Source organism: Thermogemmatispora carboxidivorans, from assembly GCF_000702505.1.
In the GTDB taxonomy this organism is placed as follows: domain Bacteria; phylum Chloroflexota; class Ktedonobacteria; order Ktedonobacterales; family Ktedonobacteraceae; genus Thermogemmatispora; species Thermogemmatispora carboxidivorans.
This window is the reverse complement of record NZ_JNIM01000001.1, coordinates 5,592,901-5,607,959: the sequence shown is the minus strand read 5'-3', so window position 1 is coordinate 5,607,959 and position 15,059 is coordinate 5,592,901. Positions and strand designations below refer to the sequence as shown.

12 protein-coding genes and 2 pseudogenes are annotated in these 15,059 nt (G+C 62.4%); 9 read left to right on the top strand and 5 right to left on the bottom strand.

All coding sequences use genetic code 11. The features are described from left to right. Positions 1-192: 192 nt before the first annotated feature. On the bottom strand, positions 193-315 hold the full coding sequence (locus tag N688_RS23865; RefSeq protein WP_272945052.1) for a hypothetical protein: 123 nt from the start codon (positions 313-315) through the stop codon (positions 193-195). 116 nt (positions 316-431) lie between these two features. Here N688_RS23865 and N688_RS24100 point away from each other — a divergent pair. Then, a pseudogene (locus N688_RS24100) lies at positions 432-518 on the top strand (hypothetical protein); the annotation flags it as partial. A gap of 22 nt (positions 519-540) precedes the next feature. After that, entirely contained in the window at positions 541-747 is a 207-nt protein-coding gene (locus tag N688_RS23695) for a hypothetical protein (RefSeq protein ID WP_052891304.1), read from the top strand. Between the two features lie 7 nt (positions 748-754). Here the strand turns inward: N688_RS23695 and N688_RS24095 are convergent, their stop codons facing one another. Together N688_RS24095 and N688_RS22105 are read right to left on the bottom strand one after the other, a co-directional pair. Continuing rightward, positions 755-1,063: a hypothetical protein gene (locus N688_RS24095; RefSeq protein ID WP_162179611.1), complete on the bottom strand. Its 309-nt coding sequence runs from the start codon at positions 1,061-1,063 to the stop codon at positions 755-757. Positions 1,064-1,082: 19 nt separating this feature from the next. Continuing rightward, complete coding sequence (locus N688_RS22105) at positions 1,083-1,763, bottom strand: hypothetical protein (RefSeq protein ID WP_052891303.1); 681 nt, start codon at positions 1,761-1,763, stop codon at positions 1,083-1,085. A gap of 443 nt (positions 1,764-2,206) precedes the next feature. Between N688_RS22105 and N688_RS22100 the strand changes: the two genes are divergently transcribed. The 6 genes and pseudogenes from N688_RS22100 to N688_RS22075 all read left to right on the top strand — a co-directional run bounded on the left by N688_RS22100 (position 2,207) and on the right by N688_RS22075 (position 10,943). After that, on the top strand, positions 2,207-3,157 hold the full coding sequence (locus tag N688_RS22100) for a nucleoside hydrolase (RefSeq protein WP_052891302.1): 951 nt from the start codon (positions 2,207-2,209) through the stop codon (positions 3,155-3,157). A 194-nt stretch (positions 3,158-3,351) separates the two neighbouring features. After that, a pseudogene (locus N688_RS23430) lies at positions 3,352-3,869 on the top strand (FAD-binding oxidoreductase); the annotation flags it as partial. Beyond that, entirely contained in the window at positions 3,858-6,449 is a 2,592-nt protein-coding gene (locus N688_RS22095; RefSeq protein ID WP_420341026.1) for an FAD-binding and (Fe-S)-binding domain-containing protein, read from the top strand. The pseudogene N688_RS23430 and the gene N688_RS22095, both read left to right, overlap by 12 nt. A 268-nt stretch (positions 6,450-6,717) precedes the next feature. Next, a complete protein-coding gene (locus N688_RS22090) occupies positions 6,718-8,040 on the top strand; it encodes a hypothetical protein (protein WP_052891301.1) in 1,323 nt (440 codons plus the stop codon). A gap of 520 nt (positions 8,041-8,560) precedes the next feature. After that, complete coding sequence (locus tag N688_RS22080) at positions 8,561-10,126, top strand: APC family permease (protein ID WP_052891299.1); 1,566 nt, start codon at positions 8,561-8,563, stop codon at positions 10,124-10,126. A 133-nt stretch (positions 10,127-10,259) separates the two neighbouring features. Continuing rightward, positions 10,260-10,943, top strand: a complete 684-nt coding sequence (locus tag N688_RS22075) for a helix-turn-helix domain-containing protein (protein ID WP_052891298.1) — start codon at positions 10,260-10,262, stop codon at positions 10,941-10,943. Between the two features lie 100 nt (positions 10,944-11,043). Here N688_RS22075 and N688_RS22070 read toward each other — a convergent pair whose 3' ends face one another. Further along, entirely contained in the window at positions 11,044-11,547 is a 504-nt protein-coding gene (locus tag N688_RS22070; RefSeq protein ID WP_052891297.1) for a hypothetical protein, read from the bottom strand. 76 nt (positions 11,548-11,623) lie between these two features. Continuing rightward, a complete protein-coding gene (locus tag N688_RS22065) occupies positions 11,624-12,940 on the bottom strand; it encodes a CCA tRNA nucleotidyltransferase (RefSeq protein WP_052891296.1) in 1,317 nt (438 codons plus the stop codon). A gap of 448 nt (positions 12,941-13,388) precedes the next feature. Between N688_RS22065 and gpmI the strand changes: the two genes are divergently transcribed. Continuing rightward, on the top strand, positions 13,389-14,978 hold the full coding sequence (gene gpmI, locus N688_RS22060) for a 2,3-bisphosphoglycerate-independent phosphoglycerate mutase (RefSeq protein ID WP_052891295.1): 1,590 nt from the start codon (positions 13,389-13,391) through the stop codon (positions 14,976-14,978). Positions 14,979-15,059 lie beyond the last annotated feature (81 nt).

The following is a 15,059-nucleotide window of genomic DNA, read 5'->3' as shown; positions in this document are numbered from 1 at the left end:
CCCATCTTCCTCAGCAGGCCAGCGAGGCAAGGAAGAGGTGCCTCGTGCCAGTCCAGGGGCCACTATTAATGGCTGCATCGCGCAATAAAGCATTGGCTCTTGTCACCATCTTCAGCAGAGGGCATGCTGCAACCCAGACAGCCTACCCAAGCGAGCGAAAGGAGTCACCAGCGTGGGCAATCACTTGAGCAGCTAGAGCCACATCGTCCCGCCGCCGTGATCGAGCGTCAACGACGAAGGCTGGATACGCACCTTCTCAAACGCGCCCCCGTAGGAGTGCTGGGCCACCGTTGAGGGAGAACAGCCCTTTCTCAACAGCACCTCTTCGTCTACGACGAAGACGCACACGCCATCTATCTACATACCGCCTTCAGGGGCGGACGCGCAGTAACATTGAAGGCAGCGAGCGCGTCTGCTTTACTGTCTACGAAATGGGGAGACTCCTGCCCGCCAGGACCGCTCTGGGCTTCAGCGTCGAATACGCCAGCGTCGTCGTCTTTGGGCAAGGGGCCATCATTCAGGAGCGAGAGCGAGCCAGGGATGCGCTCCACCTCCCTGCTCAAAAAGTACGCTCCGCACCTGGAGCCGGGGCGCGACTACCGGGCCGTCACCGACGACGAGCTGCAACGCACCAGCGTTTATGAGATCCGCATCACCGCCTGGAGCGGCAAAAAGAAAGAGGCAGCGCCGGACTTCGCCGGGGCCTACCGCTATGGAGACGAGCAGCAGACTCAACGGCAGTTCTGACGCTGCATCAGCTCAACCAGGTGGCAATCAGCCAGGCTGCTACCCCTCTGCCAGCGATCTCAAACATGGATATCCCAGAAGAGCTGGCCACTCTCCATAATATCCGTGAAGGAGAGGACAAAGTCATGCTGACTCTGTGGAACCTCATAGGGCAGGGTCCCGCGAATCTTCTGCTGCGGCTCCACCTTGCCGGTCGGCGGCGGCTGGCAAAATCCACAAAAGCCATCTCAATCTCGCGCCCCTCGGTATCACGCAGAGTGAAGTTAAAGCTTGCCGCCACCTCCTGCTCACTATCTGAGATATTGACCAGTGTCACGTCGAGCAGCAGGTACTGATCACCGGCCTTGGGGCTGATCGAAGCCCTGACCCGGCGAGGTCTGGACCGAGTTCACGGTGATCTGCCAGACATTATTAAAAGTGACCGTCTCACCCACCTTATGATGGACGCTGCTGCTGCTACTCGTGGTGGAAGATGAGGACGAAGAGGTCGGCGTGGCCGTCGGAGAAGACTCCGCCGTCGTGCTACTGCTACTGGCAGCAGCGGCGGCGGTCGCGGTCGCATCAGTGCTACTGAGCGCCGTCGAGGTCGTCGATGGAGTCGACCGATTAGCGGTGCTGGTCGTCTTGGGAGCAGCAGTCAGCGTACCAATGACGTCGCCCAGCCCCAGACCCGCCAGAAAGACCACGACGAGGGCAATAATCCAGAGCCAGGTCAGGCTGCGGCGCGGAGCCTGCGACGGCGAAGGAGGCACCTGCACCAGTGGCCCCCCAGCTGTCGGGACTGTTGGCCAGAACGTTTGCCCCGGCCCAGGCGGCGGCGGTGGCGTGAGCGGCGAAGCCGGTACAATGCCAGAAGAGCCAGCCGTCGTGGCATACGGGTCCGATCGCCCCCACTGGTCATAACCAGGCAGCGAGGGCGAGTTTCCAGGTAGAGGCGTCTGGCCCATCGCTGGGGGTGGCACAGAGCCACCCCCAGGCGGTGTCTGATCAGGAGGAGGAGAAGGATACGACTGCATACAAGTTCCTTTCTACAGCCCTTGACTCTCCGTAACCGAGTAGAGAAACACAATCGCCCTGCTCCGGCGAGACACCTTTCCTAACCAGGATCAGGAAAGATAACTGAGGCCACTCTTTCCCAGCCAAAAGAGTCACACCTCTCTTATCTGTATTCTAGCATAGATCGCTCTCTATGAGTATACATTTACCCGCTCAAGTCAGGCTTTTCCTGAGAAGCCTGCCTATCCTGCCCTGGCCGGAAGGCCGAAGACCTTGACCGCGGCCCACAGTCAGGGATATGCTCTCTACAGAGAGATAGACAAGAACCAGAGCGAGAGCGAACAGACACAGCAAGGCCACTCATGCACTTACCCGGCCCGGCAGAGGCTCTTGCGAAGGGTCTCAGTCGGGCAGACAGCCAACCGGCCAACCAGTCAGCCAGGCCAGACAAAAGGGAGAATCCATGTCAAGCAAGCAGCCTTTGCGCCTTATCCTCGACACCGATCCAGGCATCGACGATGCCCTGGCCCTCCTCTTGGCCCTTGCCTCGCCCGAGGTCAGTCTGGAGGGTGTCACCACTGTCAGTGGCAACGTTCCGCTGGAGGACACCACGCGCAACGCGCTGGCCTTATTGGCCCTCGCCGGGCGCGAGGACATCCCCGTAGCAGCCGGCGCAGCGCGTCCGCTGGTGGGCGAGCCGCTTCACGCCCCCGAGGTCCACGGTCAACATGGTCTGGGGCGGGCCGAGCTAGCGGAGCCGACCACTGGCCCTGTTGGGCAACCTGCAGCCACCTTCCTCAGAGAGCGCATCAAGGCTGCCCCAGGTGCCATCACCCTGGTCGCCGTAGGGCCGTTGACCAATCTGGCCCTGGCCGTCAGACTGGCCCCGGAGATTGCCCATCAGGTGCGCGAAGTTGTCATCATGGGCGGTGCCCTGCGCGTCCCTGGCAACGTTACCCCAGCCGCCGAGTTCAACATCTACGCAGACCCCGAGGCCGCCCACATCGTCTTCCACGCCGGCTGGCCACTGCGCCTCGTCAGCCTCGACACCACCCAGCAGGTTGGGCTTACTCATGCGCAGTTCGCCCCATTATGCCGGCCCGAGAGCCGCATCGGGCGCAGCATTGCAGCCATGCTCGCTCACTACTTTGAGGACTTCGCCCCGCGCGCTGGCTACGAGCGCTTCCACCTGCACGACCCGCTGGCACTGGCCGCCGCCATCCATCCCGAGCTGCTCCGCTGGGAGCCAGTCTACGTCGACGTCGAGTTGAGCGGCCATCAAACCTCGGGGGCCACCGTGGCCTGGTTCCGTCGCCGTTCCGAGACTCCGCCGGCCAACGTCCTGGCAGCCACGGCGGTCGACGTCACAGGCTTCACCACCTTCTTCGTGGAGCGGCTGGCGCGTCTGCTCTGAATAGCCCGGCAGCAGCTAGCGCCCCACCTGTGCCTGTCGTCGCCCTCGCAGCAGCCAAGAGAGAGCAACAGCCCGCGCTCTGACACATTCTGCGCCTGGGCCGTAATCAGGCCGGGCCGGCAATCGCACTTGCTGACCTCGACCCGTATTCAGACCCGGCACCATCAGGACCAGGAAGGACGGAAGATCAACCAGTGGAGCATGTTCAGCAGCGGCCATCGCCGAGGAACGACACGCTTAACTCGCGCAGGCTCAATGAGCTGACAAGCGCCCTGCGCGCCCAGGTACGTGGCGAAGTGCGCTTTGACGCCGGCAGCCGCGCCATCTACTCGACCGACGCCTCAAACTACCGCCAGGTGCCTCTAGGCGTCATCCTGCCACGCGATGGAGACGACGTTAGCGCCGCCATCGCCGTCTGCCGCGCCTACGATGTCCCCGTCCTGGCGCGCGGCGGCGGCACGAGCACCGCTGGCCAGACCTGCAACGTAGCCGTCGTACTCGACCTCTCGCGCCACATGCAGCATATTCTCAGCCTCGACCCCAAACGGCGTCTGGCACGTGTTGAGCCGGGGGTAGTACTGGACGACCTGCGCCGGGCCGCCGAGCAACATCACCTGACCTTTGCCCCGACCCCTCAACGCACAACCGCTGCACCCTGGGCGGCATGATCGGCAACAACTCCTGCGGCACCCACTCACTGATGGGCGGCAAAACCGTTGACAACATCGAAGAGCTGGAAATCGTCACCTACGACGGCCTACGCCTGCGCGTCGGTCCCACCAGCGAGGAAGAACTGGCCCAGATCATCGCCGCCGGGGGACGCCGCGGCGAGATATACGCTCGTCTCAAAGCCCTGCGCGATCGCTACGCCGACCTCATCCGCCAGCGCTACCCGGCCATCCCGCGCCGGGTCTCCGGCTACAACCTCGATCAACTGCTGCCGGAAAACGGCTTTCACGTCGCCCGCGCCCTCGTCGGCAGCGAAAGCACCTGCGTCACCGTGCTAGAAGCCACTGTACGCCTGGTGCCCAGTCCCCCCGAGCGGGTCCTGCTCGTCCTCGGCTATCCCGACTTCTTCCGCGCCTGCGACGAAGTGCCCATTCTGCTTGAATTTCGCCCCATCGCCCTCGAAGGTCTCGACGAGGGCCTCGTCTCCGACAGCCGTCGCAAGGGTCTCAACCTTGAACACCTGCGCCTGCTGCCCCCAGGAGGTGGCTGGCTGCTGCTCGAATTCGGTGGACAAACCCGCGCAGAGGCCGAAGAGCAGGCGCGTGCCCTGATGGCCCACCTGCAGCGAGGGAGCAACCCGCCGCAGATGCGCCTCTGCCGCAGCCAGGACGAAGCGCGGGCCTTGTGGGAAGTGCGCGAATCGGCCCTTGGCGCCTCCACCTTCGTCCCTGGCCAACCGCTCAAATGGGAAGGCTGGGAAGATTCCGCCGTTCACCCGAGCCGTCTCGGCGCCTATCTGCGCGAGCTGCGTGCCCTCCTCGACCGCTACGGCTACCAGGCCAACTTTTATGGCCACTGCGGTGAAGGCTGCGTCCACATGCGTGCCAGCTTCGACCTGGAGAGCCAGGAAGGCATTCGCCAGTTTCGGGCCTTCATGGAAGAGGCCGCCGATCTCGTCGTGCGCTACGGCGGCTCACTCTCCGGGGAACACGGCGACGGCCAGGCTCGGGCCGAATTGCTGCCCAAAATGTTTGGGCCAGAACTACTAGAGGCCTTCCGCGAGTTCAAGGCCATCTGGGACCCTGCCGGACGCATGAATCCTGGCAAGGTCGTCAACCCCTACCGACTCGACCAGGACCTGCGCCACGCGTTGCCGCTACCGCGTCCCGCCGCCACCTACTTTCGCTTCCCCGCCGACCACGGCAACTTTGCCCATGCCGTCATGCGCTGCGTCGGCGTCGGCAAATGTCGCCGCACTGACGGCGGCCTGATGTGCCCAAGCTACATGGTCACGCGCGAAGAAGCCCACTCCACCCGCGGGCGCGCCCATCTGCTCTTCGAGATGCTCTACGGCGACCCCTTGCGCGGCGGCTGGCGCTCCGAAGAGGTGCATCAGGCCCTCGATCTCTGCCTGGCCTGCAAGGGCTGCAAAAGCGAATGCCCCGTCAATGTCGACCTGGCCACCTACAAGGCCGAATTCCTGGCCCACTATTATGCAGGCCGCCTGCGACCGCGCAGCGCCTATCTCTTCGGCCTTATTCACCGCTGGGCCGCCCTGGGAACACGCGCCCCCGAACTGGTGAATCTCCTGACGCAGGCGCCACTGCTGAGACAGCTACTCAAGCGGGTGGGCGGCATTGCTCCTGAGCGGCGCCTGCCGCGCCTGGCCCCGCTCAGCTTCCGCCGCTGGTTCCAGAGTCGCCCGCGCCCGACGGATCAGAGCCAGCGCCCGCGGGTCCTGCTCTGGGCCGACACCTTCAACAACTACTTCCATCCCGAAACGGCACGGGCCGCCGTCGAGGTCCTCGAAACCCTCGGCTTCCAGGTCGAGCTACCGCCCGCTGCCCTCTGCTGCGGGCGCCCACTCTATGACTACGGCATGCTCGCCACCGCCAAACGGCAGCTAGAGCAGATCCAGGCCGTACTTCGCCCCTACCTTGCGCAGGGCATCCCCATCGTTGGACTAGAGCCGGGCTGTGTCTCTGTCTTCCGCGACGAGCTGCCCAACCTCTTCCCCGAGCGACCAGAGGCGCAGCAGCTCAAAGAGCGCGTCCTTCTGCTCAGTGAATTTCTCGAGCAGCAGGCCCAAGACTACCGCTGGCCGCGCCTGGAAGGTCAGGTCCTGCTCCAGCCCCACTGCCACCAGCGCGCACTCATGAACGTTACAGCCGAACGCACCCTGCTGAGCAAACTCGGCCTGCAAGTGCAGGTTCCCGACGCCGGCTGCTGCGGCATGGCCGGAGCCTTTGGCTTCGAAGCCCAACACGCCGCGCTCTCCCGGCAGGTCGGCGAGCGCCTGCTGCTGCCGACCGTGCGCGCCGCCCGCCCGGAAACCTTGATCGTCGCCGATGGCTTTAGCTGCCGCGAGCAGATCGCCCAGACCACACCGCGCCGCGCCCTGCATCTGGCCGAAGTCCTGCAGCTCGCCCTGCGCCTGCCAGCCAATGCACGGCTGGGACCCTACCCCGAGCGAGCAGCCATCTTTGCCCCACCACTCCCCGCGGCCAGACGCCGCCTGGGCAACGCCCTGGCCCTGACCGGCAGCGCGCTCCTGGCCCTGGGCACCCTCTTGCTGCTCCGACGCCGAGGCCGGCGCTCCCAGCCACAGCGGCGGAGGAACTAGAACAAATGTTTGATTTCTCTTGAGACCTGAGCTATAATAAGAGCCAGGCAACACGATCAGGGCCGGCGCCGGGAAGAGCGAGGGCCAAAGAGTCGGGCGGCGAGCGTTTTTTTCTGTAGAACAGCGCGCCGTGCTAGACGAACCGCTCTTCGATGAGGTAAAATGAGTATAAAGCGCACAGTGTTCAACGCTTACTCAGGCCACCGACGCTGGCAAGGAGGCCGTGCCGCCGACCAGAAGACAGCCTGATCAGTGTTGGGAGGAATGCATGACAAACGAGCGTATGGAGAGAAGGCTATACCGCAGAAGCCCGGGCCGCCAATACAATCAGGAAGATTACGAGGATCTGAGGTCGCAGAGCTATCGTGGACAGACAGAGCAGACGCGCTGGCCCTCCGCTAGCAGCAGTCGCACCCCCTCCGGCTCCCTGCTAACACGGCGCCCTGACCTGCGTCGGACACGACAGCTGATGCGCCAGAGCATTCTGGCGAGCAAACGCGAGGAGATGAGCCTACACAGCGAGGGGGTTTTGACGGCGCCCCCCGAGACGGAGGAGGAGCTGCTTCCGTCGGCACGGGGCCGAAGCCATACGCTCTATAGCCGAGAGCTGTACGCCACAGGTGGACTGCGCCCCTCACGCCTGCCCTCACGCCGCCAGCTGCCGGAGGAGGAAGAGGCCGAAGAAGAATGGAGCGATGAGGCCATAGCGATCGCTGAAGACGAGCCGGAGCAGTATGGCTTTATCTCACCTGAGTTTGAGGAGAGCTATGGCCAGGCTGGTAGCGCGGCTGGCCGCTACGAGGATGGGCTGATAGAGGATGAAGAGGAAGGCAGCGGCGAGCCGATCCTGCCGGTCAGGCGGCGAGCCACCAGACATCTGACCACCCGCCGGCTGGCCGAACCAGAGCCAGAGTTTTTCCCCCCAGAAGAAGCAGAAGAGGAATACTACGAGGAAGAGAAGCCGCGCCGCAAAAAGCGCTTCCTCACACGGCGCCGCGTGCTTGTCGGCCTGGGCGTGGCCGCTACCGGCGGGGCTGTAGTAGCTGCTTCGCAGCTGGCTCCCAAAATCCCCGAGACGATCGGCAACACCGCCACCAATATCGAGCGCCAGGTAGCTGACGCCTTTAACCGTGGTTTCCAGGCAGGCGCCGATTCGGTGCGCAAAGAGCTGATCTCTTCGCTGGAGAACATCGAAGGGGTCTCGCTGGATGCTGCCCTCGCCGCGGCCCGCCTGCTGCGTACAGCCTACAACGTCTTCGTCAGCCCGCTCTTGACTCTGGCAGCCAACGTCACCGGCGATTTCCTGAACGTCACCCTGCGCGCCTTCAAGCAAGCGCGTCAGTGGCTGGCGAACATCGGCCAGGATAACCAGGTCTTGGCTGCTCTCCAGACCGTGCTGGAGAGCTGGTCGACACAGGTAAAGCAGATGCCTAAACAGCTGCAGGCAATTACCGATGCCGACCTCGACGGCGCTCAAGCCTACCTGCGCGGCGTACAGCGCAAGATCGCCGAGGAGAAAGCCAAGCTCAACGCCAGCAGTCAGCAAGCGACTCCTTCTCCGTCGCCCACCTCTTCAGCCAAGAAAAGCTGACCCTGGCGCACGGATCAACTATCGTTTATACTCTAGGTAGAGAGCGTTTTGCTGCCAGTGCCGGCACCTAAACGGCTCGATTGTTGTTGCTGACATCGATTAGGCCAGGGACGCACCTTCCCGTCGTGAAAGGAAGCCACGGGAAAGGGGGGATCTTTTTTCACTCAAGACAGCCCGACCCATCATAGCAAGCGAGGGCGCCCCGTCCCCAATGGATGAGCGAAGCCAGCCAGATCCTCAACGCTTTGCTCCTCTCCGTCGCGCCCAACCTGCGCCCAGCCCAAACCCAACCAGCCATAGATCCAGCGGGCAACCCAGGACAGGCGCCCTCGACAGTCCCTCTCAAGAAGACCGACTAACCGACCGTTGTCAGGGCCGCTCAGCCTTTCGCCGGCGTTCTCCTCCTCAGCAGCCAGGCCCGCCCTCTCTCCTGACGGCAGGCAGAGAGGAGGAAAGCAAGAAAACAGAGGAGCAGGCGAAAGGAGCAGCGGCCAGCTCTCCAGCCGGGAGGCATGCACTTATGGAGACAGCAGCAGAGAACAGCGGCACAGTCTTGCGCTCCGAGCGTATCGCTGGCGGCATTCTCCCGAAGGTCCTCAACTCCTTCGACATGGTCGCGATTTTCGTCGCCATCGTCCTCTTCATCAGCAACTCCAGCGTTGTCACAGGAGCCGGAGCAGCGGCCTTTATTTACTGGATCTTAGGCTTTCTGACCTTTCTCATCCCTGGCGCCATCGTCACCGGCCAGCTCGGCCTGATGTTTCCCGGCGAGGGATCGATCTACGTCTGGACCACGCGCGCCTTTGGGACCTTCATGGGCTTCTTCGCCGGCTTTTGCGCCTGGTGGCCTGGCGTACTGGTAATGATCGCCACCGGCGACGCCGTCGTCTCCCTCATCCAGCAGCTTGGCAGCCAGTACGGCCTCAACCTGTTACCAGAACCCTGGGAGCAGGGCCTGGTGATCCTCCTGGTAATCGCCCTTTCATGCCTGCTCTCGGTGCTACGCTTCCGCGTGACCCAGAACCTCGTCAATGTCATCTTCGTCGCCTACGGCGGCGCCATCCTGCTGGTCGGCCTTGCCGGCCTGGTCTGGCTCTTGAGCGGGCACCCGGCCCAGGCTGACTTCTCCGCCGCCCACTGGCAGCTCAACAACACGAACTACACCTTCTACGGCCTGGTAATCCTGGCCCTGCTTGGCATTGAAGTTCCTCTCAACATGGGGGTAGAAGTCCAGAACACGCGCGCCATCACCCGCTACCTGCTCTGGGGCTCAGTCGTTGTCATGGTAGCCTATCTGCTTGGCACCTTCGGCGTCATGATGGCCGTTCCCCCGACCATCCAGAGTCAGGGCAACCCCTCCGTTGTCGCAGCGGCGGTCAAATACGGCTTCGGCCCGGCGGGCACGGTGCTGGCCACTATCGTCAACCTGATCTTCATTGGCTTCTTCCTCTTCAACACCGTTGTCTACAACTACTCCTTCGGGCGCCTGCTCTTCGTCTCCGGCCTCGACCGGCGCCTGCCCACAGTCATGAGCAAGGTCAACCGCAACCGCGTGCCCTGGGTAGCGGTGCTGGTTCAGAGCATCATCTCAGGCGTCCTGACGCTCATCACCTTCATCATCGCGCCCTTCGTTATCCAGGCCCTCAAGCCCTCGGACCTCTCGACAGTGGTTTACGACGTCCTGCAGGCCGCGGTCACTATCATCTGGTGCATCTCGATGGTTTTCCTCTTCATCGACGTGATCTACATCCGCTACAAGTACCGCGAGAGCTTCCAGCGCGTGCAGCTCGCGCCAGACTGGGTCTTCTACCTGTGCGCGGTCATCGGCTGCATCGCCAGCGCCTTCGGGGTAGCGGTCATCTTCATCTCGCCCTGGACAACCCTGATCAGTACCCTGGCCTGGGACCTCTCGCTGGTAGGCTTCGCCGCGATCTCGCTGGTGGCCGGAGCCGTCATCTACTTTATCGGCCAGGCGACCATACGGCGCGATATCTCCGACGAAGAAATTCTGGCCGAGGTCATCGGCACGCCCGAGGAGCTGAATCCTGCCAGCGATGCTGCCGGCGGTAGTAGCGCCTCCGCCTAAAGGAGGACCAGGCCGGGCCAGCACATGACCAGAGCGTGAGCCAGCCCGTGGTCCAGTGAGTCTCGAAAGCGGGCCTGCGGCACGTTATATGTAACAGCAACAACTCTCTGACACGTGCCGAGGTCCGCTTTCCTTGCAGCAAGAAGATGTCGAGCGTGAGCTGAGTATCGATGAACTATCGCAGGTGACAGGCATTTCCAGCCGCACCATCCGCTTTTATAATACCCAGGGGCTGCTTCCGCCGCCCCAGAGGAGAGGCCGCATTGCCTACTACAGCGGGGAACACGTGCGCGTTCTGACCCTGATCAAAGAGCTGAAAGAGCAGCACAACCTGCCACTTGAGCTGATCAGGCAGCTTCTCGAGATCCGTTCCCAACACGGCGAGATTCAGATGAATCTGGCCCTGAAGCAGAGGCTGCTGCGTCCCCTGGCGACAGGCAGCCAGGAGGCACGCTTCAGTCGAGAATTGCTGCTTGAGCAGACAGGAATCTCTCCCGAGCTGCTCGACGAGCTGCTACGACTGGAGCTGCTTTTTCCCGTTCAGGAGGGCGAACAGCTGCTGTTCACAGGCGACGATCTCCTGCTGGTCGAACTCTACCGCCGGCTGATGGAGCAGGGCCTCCCACTAGCCCTGGTCACCCTGATTCGCTTCCACCTGCGCCAGCTGGTGCGCAGTGAGATCGCCGCCTTCGAGCAAGCCCTGCTCCCCCGCTGGCAGAGCCGTGGTCTTCCCCTGGAGGAGCAGGCGCGCCAGTTCGAGGAGATCCTCACGCTGACCGACACCCTGATCTCCATCCTCCATCGTAAGCTCCTCTAAAGCCTGGGGCAGGAGAGCGGACCCTGGCGGAGCAGACTGGCAGGCGAGAGCCGGAGGGGGTCCGCACGCCTCAACTCAAGCAGCATGAGATGAGCACAGGCTAGAAGACGCCGAAGTGGTGCAGCAGGGCCAGAACGATCACCACCACCAGAATCAGCACAATGCCAACCACAAAATAGATCAGGCGGCGCCCCAGGTGGATCTGACGCGGAGCCGTCTCGACAATTCTTTCAACGGCTTTCTTCTGTTGCTCCTTTTTCCTCTTTTGCTTCTCTAGTTTTCTGCGATACTTCTCGGCAGGAGAAGAGGTCTCGCTATAGGGGCCGGCCTTCATCTGGCGGAGGCGGCGGCGCATCTCTCGATTCAGGTTCTCGTATTGCTGCTGCTGAGGATCAGTGGAGGAGGCTGTACGCGGCAGCGTCGACTTGGCTCCCGGCACCGCCGGGCCGCCGACGCGAGACTTCTGCTCCTGCCGTCCCTTACGAGCCTCTGCAGGCTGCTCGCCAGTCTTGGGCCTCTGGGAGGGAGCTGAAGAGGAGGATGGGGGCGAGGCAGCAGCCTGCGCCTGTGACTGCGTTTGCGCTCCTGGTTTATTTTTTGGCATAGCTCACACCCTCATGTTACTCTTCCTGCTGTTTCTGCAGACGTTACTCCAGCTTGCGGTTATCATGCTCCTATGACTACTGCTGCACTTGAGCTTGTTGCTCTTGCTGGGCGACAAACTCTCTGGCGAGCTGGGCGGCGCGCTCCTTATCGTCGGGGGCCAGCACGCCATCGATCACCAGGCTGAGCAGATAGTCCTTCAGGGGACGTAGCCAGGGGCCGGGGCCGCGTCCGAAGATCGCCATCAGCTCATGGCCATCAAGCGGGCTTTTCAGCGGCACCCGCTCGGCCTCCTCCTTCAAGCGGCGGCAGCGCTCGGACAGTTCCATGACGCGCGCGGCGGCGCGGGAGACCTTATCGGCGCGGTAGCTGGTAATATCGGCGCGGGAGAGATCCAGCAAATCGTCCAGATCCTCGTTGGCCTCCAGCATCAGGCGGCGTACCGCCCCATCGGTCCAATCCGAGCTATAGGCATTGGCGCGCATATGCAAGCGGACCACGCGCGCGACGCGCTCGCAGAAATCGCGATCGAAGTGGAGGCGTCGCAAGATATCGCGGGCCATAGCAGCCCCGACCTCTTCATGGCCGAAGAAATGCACCTTGCCATCCTCGACCGTGCGCGTGCGCGGCTTAGCGATATCGTGCAGCAGCGCGCTCCAACGTGCCACCGGGCGCGGTGAAGTCCGTTCAACAACGCGCAGCACATGTGCATAGACGTCCTTCGACGGAACGCTCCGCTGGCTCTGCTGCTGGCTCACGCCGCGCAGCTCCAGCACCTCGGGAATAATCCACTGCATCAGTCCCAGCTCGACCAGCAGATCCAGGCCACGTGCCGGATGGGGCGAGAGCAGCAGCTTATGCATCTCGTCGCGAATGCGCTCGCGGCTAATCTTTTGCAGCTTGCTCGCCTGGCGGGCAATAGCGTGGCGTGTCTCCTCTTCGATGGTAAAGTGCAGCTGGGCCGCCAGGCGCACAGCGCGCAGGAGGCGCAGCGGGTCCTCATCGAAGCGCTTATCAGGCTCATTGCCAACGGCGCGCAAGAGACGTCGCGCCAGATCGAGGCGTCCGCCGAATGGATCATAGAGCTGGCCGGTCAAGGGATCATAGGCCATCGCATTGATGGTAAAATCGCGCCGGCGCAGATCTTCCTCCAGGACGGTGCCGAAGCAGACCTCCGGCTTACGCGACTCGAGGTTGTAGCGCTCATCGCGGAAGGTCGTAATCTCAATAATATGTTCACCGTAGTGGAGGCGCACCGTGCCAAAGCGCTCCCCTACCAGGACAATGGCCGTCGGCTTCGTCGGCGCTACCAGGCGCTTGATCTCATCTGGGCGGGCATCCGTCGCCAGATCAGCGTCGCTTGACTCACTGCGTCCCAGCAGCACATCGCGCACTGTCCCCCCACCATATACAGCTGTTTGTTATGTGCGCGAAAAATGCGGGCCAGTCCTAAAATGATATCTCGCATCGAATATGTGTATATTCGCTTCCCTTCCCTAATAGAGTCGTTCCTATGCTGGTTGGCTACGATTGGTTTTCTCCTTCTTTGAGCTTTGAGCAATGTTGGCGGGGGAATTGCTGGAAGCGATCTGCCTCTCTGCCTGATCCAGGACAGGTTACAGCCAGTGCAACGGATTTATTATATCATGGCCTCTGGCCACAGGCGATAGCCAGCTTTGCCTCTCCAAGCAGGACAGCCTGTTGTCTCTTCTGCTCTCTGTTCGCTCTCTCTGGCCAGCGTCAGCCCCGCGGCTTTTTGGTGCGGCCTACTGAAGGTCTGGGGCAGCCATGATACAATAGGACACACGTCTTAACTTTTCGACTGGAGCAGAACGAGGAACGATGAGTAAGGCATCTCCTGGGCGACCACGCCCGTTCGTGCTGATCGTGATGGACGGCTGGGGCTTCAACCCACGCACAGAGGGCAACGCCATCGCTTTGGCTCGCACACCGCACATCGACGAGCTAGAGCGTCGCTGGCCACACACCCTCGTCAGAACCTCGGGCGAGGCTGTCGGTCTACCCTCTGGTCAAATGGGCAATTCCGAGGTCGGCCATCAGAACATCGGAGCAGGCAAGCGTGTCCTACAAGATTTCACCCGCATCAGCGAGTCTATCCAGGACGGCAGCTTCTACCAGAATCCGGCCCTGCTCAAGGCTATCGAGCACGTCAGACGCAATCACTCGCAGCTGCACATCTGTGGCCTCCTGGGCAATGGTGGCGTGCACGCCCACGAGGATCATCTGGAGGCGCTGCTGCGCCTGGCCCGCCAGCACGAGATCGAGCGTGTCTATATCCATGCCTTCACCGATGGGCGCGATACCTCACCCACCGCAGGCATCGAATTCATGAAGCGTCTGGAGACGCGGGCCCGCGAGATCGGTGGCGATCATCCGGCGCGCGTGGCCACGGTCAGTGGGCGCTACTACGCTATGGACCGTGATAATCGCTGGGAGCGCACCGCCAAACCGTACTTTGCCATGACGCGCGGCGAAGGAGAGCGGGCCTCATCGGCGGTGGCTGCTATCCAGCAATCTTACGAGCGCAACATCACCGATGAATTCATCGTCCCTACGGTGATTATGGAAGACGAGCATCCGCTGGCTCTGATCAAGGAAGGCGACGCCCTCATCCATTATAACTTCCGTCCCGACCGTGCCCGCCAACTGACCAAAGCCTTTGTGCTCGACGAGCTGCCGCCCCAGGCCGCTGGCAAATTCGAGCGCGGCCCGCGCCTGCGTGACCTGGTCTTTGTGATGATGACCGAGTACGAGGCGGGCCTGCCGGCAGAGGTAGCCTTCCGCGCCGACGAGGTTGAGATGCCGCTGGCCCGGGTCATCTCCGAGCACGGCCTGCGTCAGTTCCACACCGCGGAAACCGAGAAATACGCCCATGTGACCTACTTTATCAACGGGCGCCGCGAGACCCCTTTTCCCGGCGAGGATCGTCTGCTTGTGCCCTCGCCCAAGGTCCCGACCTACGATCTCCAGCCTGAGATGAGCGCTTCAGGTGTCACCGAGACAGCCATTGAGCGCATCCGCAGTGGCCACTATGACCTGGTGATCATGAACTATGCCAATGCCGACATGGTTGGTCACACCGGTGTCCTGGAGGCGGCTATGAAGGCAGTCGAGGCGGTCGATACCGGCGTTGGGCGCGTCGTCGAGGCCACTCTGGCGGTAGGTGGCGGCCTGCTGATCACCGCCGATCATGGCAACGCCGAGCAGATGATCTACTACGATAGTGGCAAGCCCATGACGGCCCACACGACGAACCCGGTGCCGCTCTATCTGGTTGTCCCCCAGCTCGCCGATGCCAGCTTGCGCAGCGACGGCATTCTGGCGGACATCGCGCCCACCATTCTGCAGATTATGGGGCTGCCTCAACCGCGCGAGATGACAGGTCGCTCGTTGCTTCTCCCTCAGCAGTAGACAGAGTTATCCACATCTTGTGGTGGAATCGGGGGAGTTATCCACATCTTGTGGTGACATATGTGGATAACTCTCCACCGG

Bases quoted from the DNA above. Each gene is read 5' to 3' on its own strand.
- N688_RS23695 (WP_052891304.1), top strand. From the start codon at position 541: ATGCGCTCCACCTCCCTGCTCAAAAAGTACGCTCCGCACCTGGAGCCG.
- N688_RS22105 (WP_052891303.1), bottom strand. From the start codon at position 1,763: ATGCAGTCGTATCCTTCTCCTCCTCCTGATCAGACACCGCCTGGGGGT.
- N688_RS22100 (WP_052891302.1), top strand. From the start codon at position 2,207: ATGTCAAGCAAGCAGCCTTTGCGCCTTATCCTCGACACCGATCCAGGC.
- N688_RS22095 (WP_420341026.1), top strand. From the start codon at position 3,858: ATGGGCGGCAAAACCGTTGACAACATCGAAGAGCTGGAAATCGTCACC.
- N688_RS22090 (WP_052891301.1), top strand. From the start codon at position 6,718: ATGACAAACGAGCGTATGGAGAGAAGGCTATACCGCAGAAGCCCGGGC.
- N688_RS22080 (WP_052891299.1), top strand. From the start codon at position 8,561: ATGGAGACAGCAGCAGAGAACAGCGGCACAGTCTTGCGCTCCGAGCGT.
- N688_RS22070 (WP_052891297.1), bottom strand. From the start codon at position 11,547: ATGCCAAAAAATAAACCAGGAGCGCAAACGCAGTCACAGGCGCAGGCT.
- gpmI (WP_052891295.1), top strand. From the start codon at position 13,389: ATGAGTAAGGCATCTCCTGGGCGACCACGCCCGTTCGTGCTGATCGTG.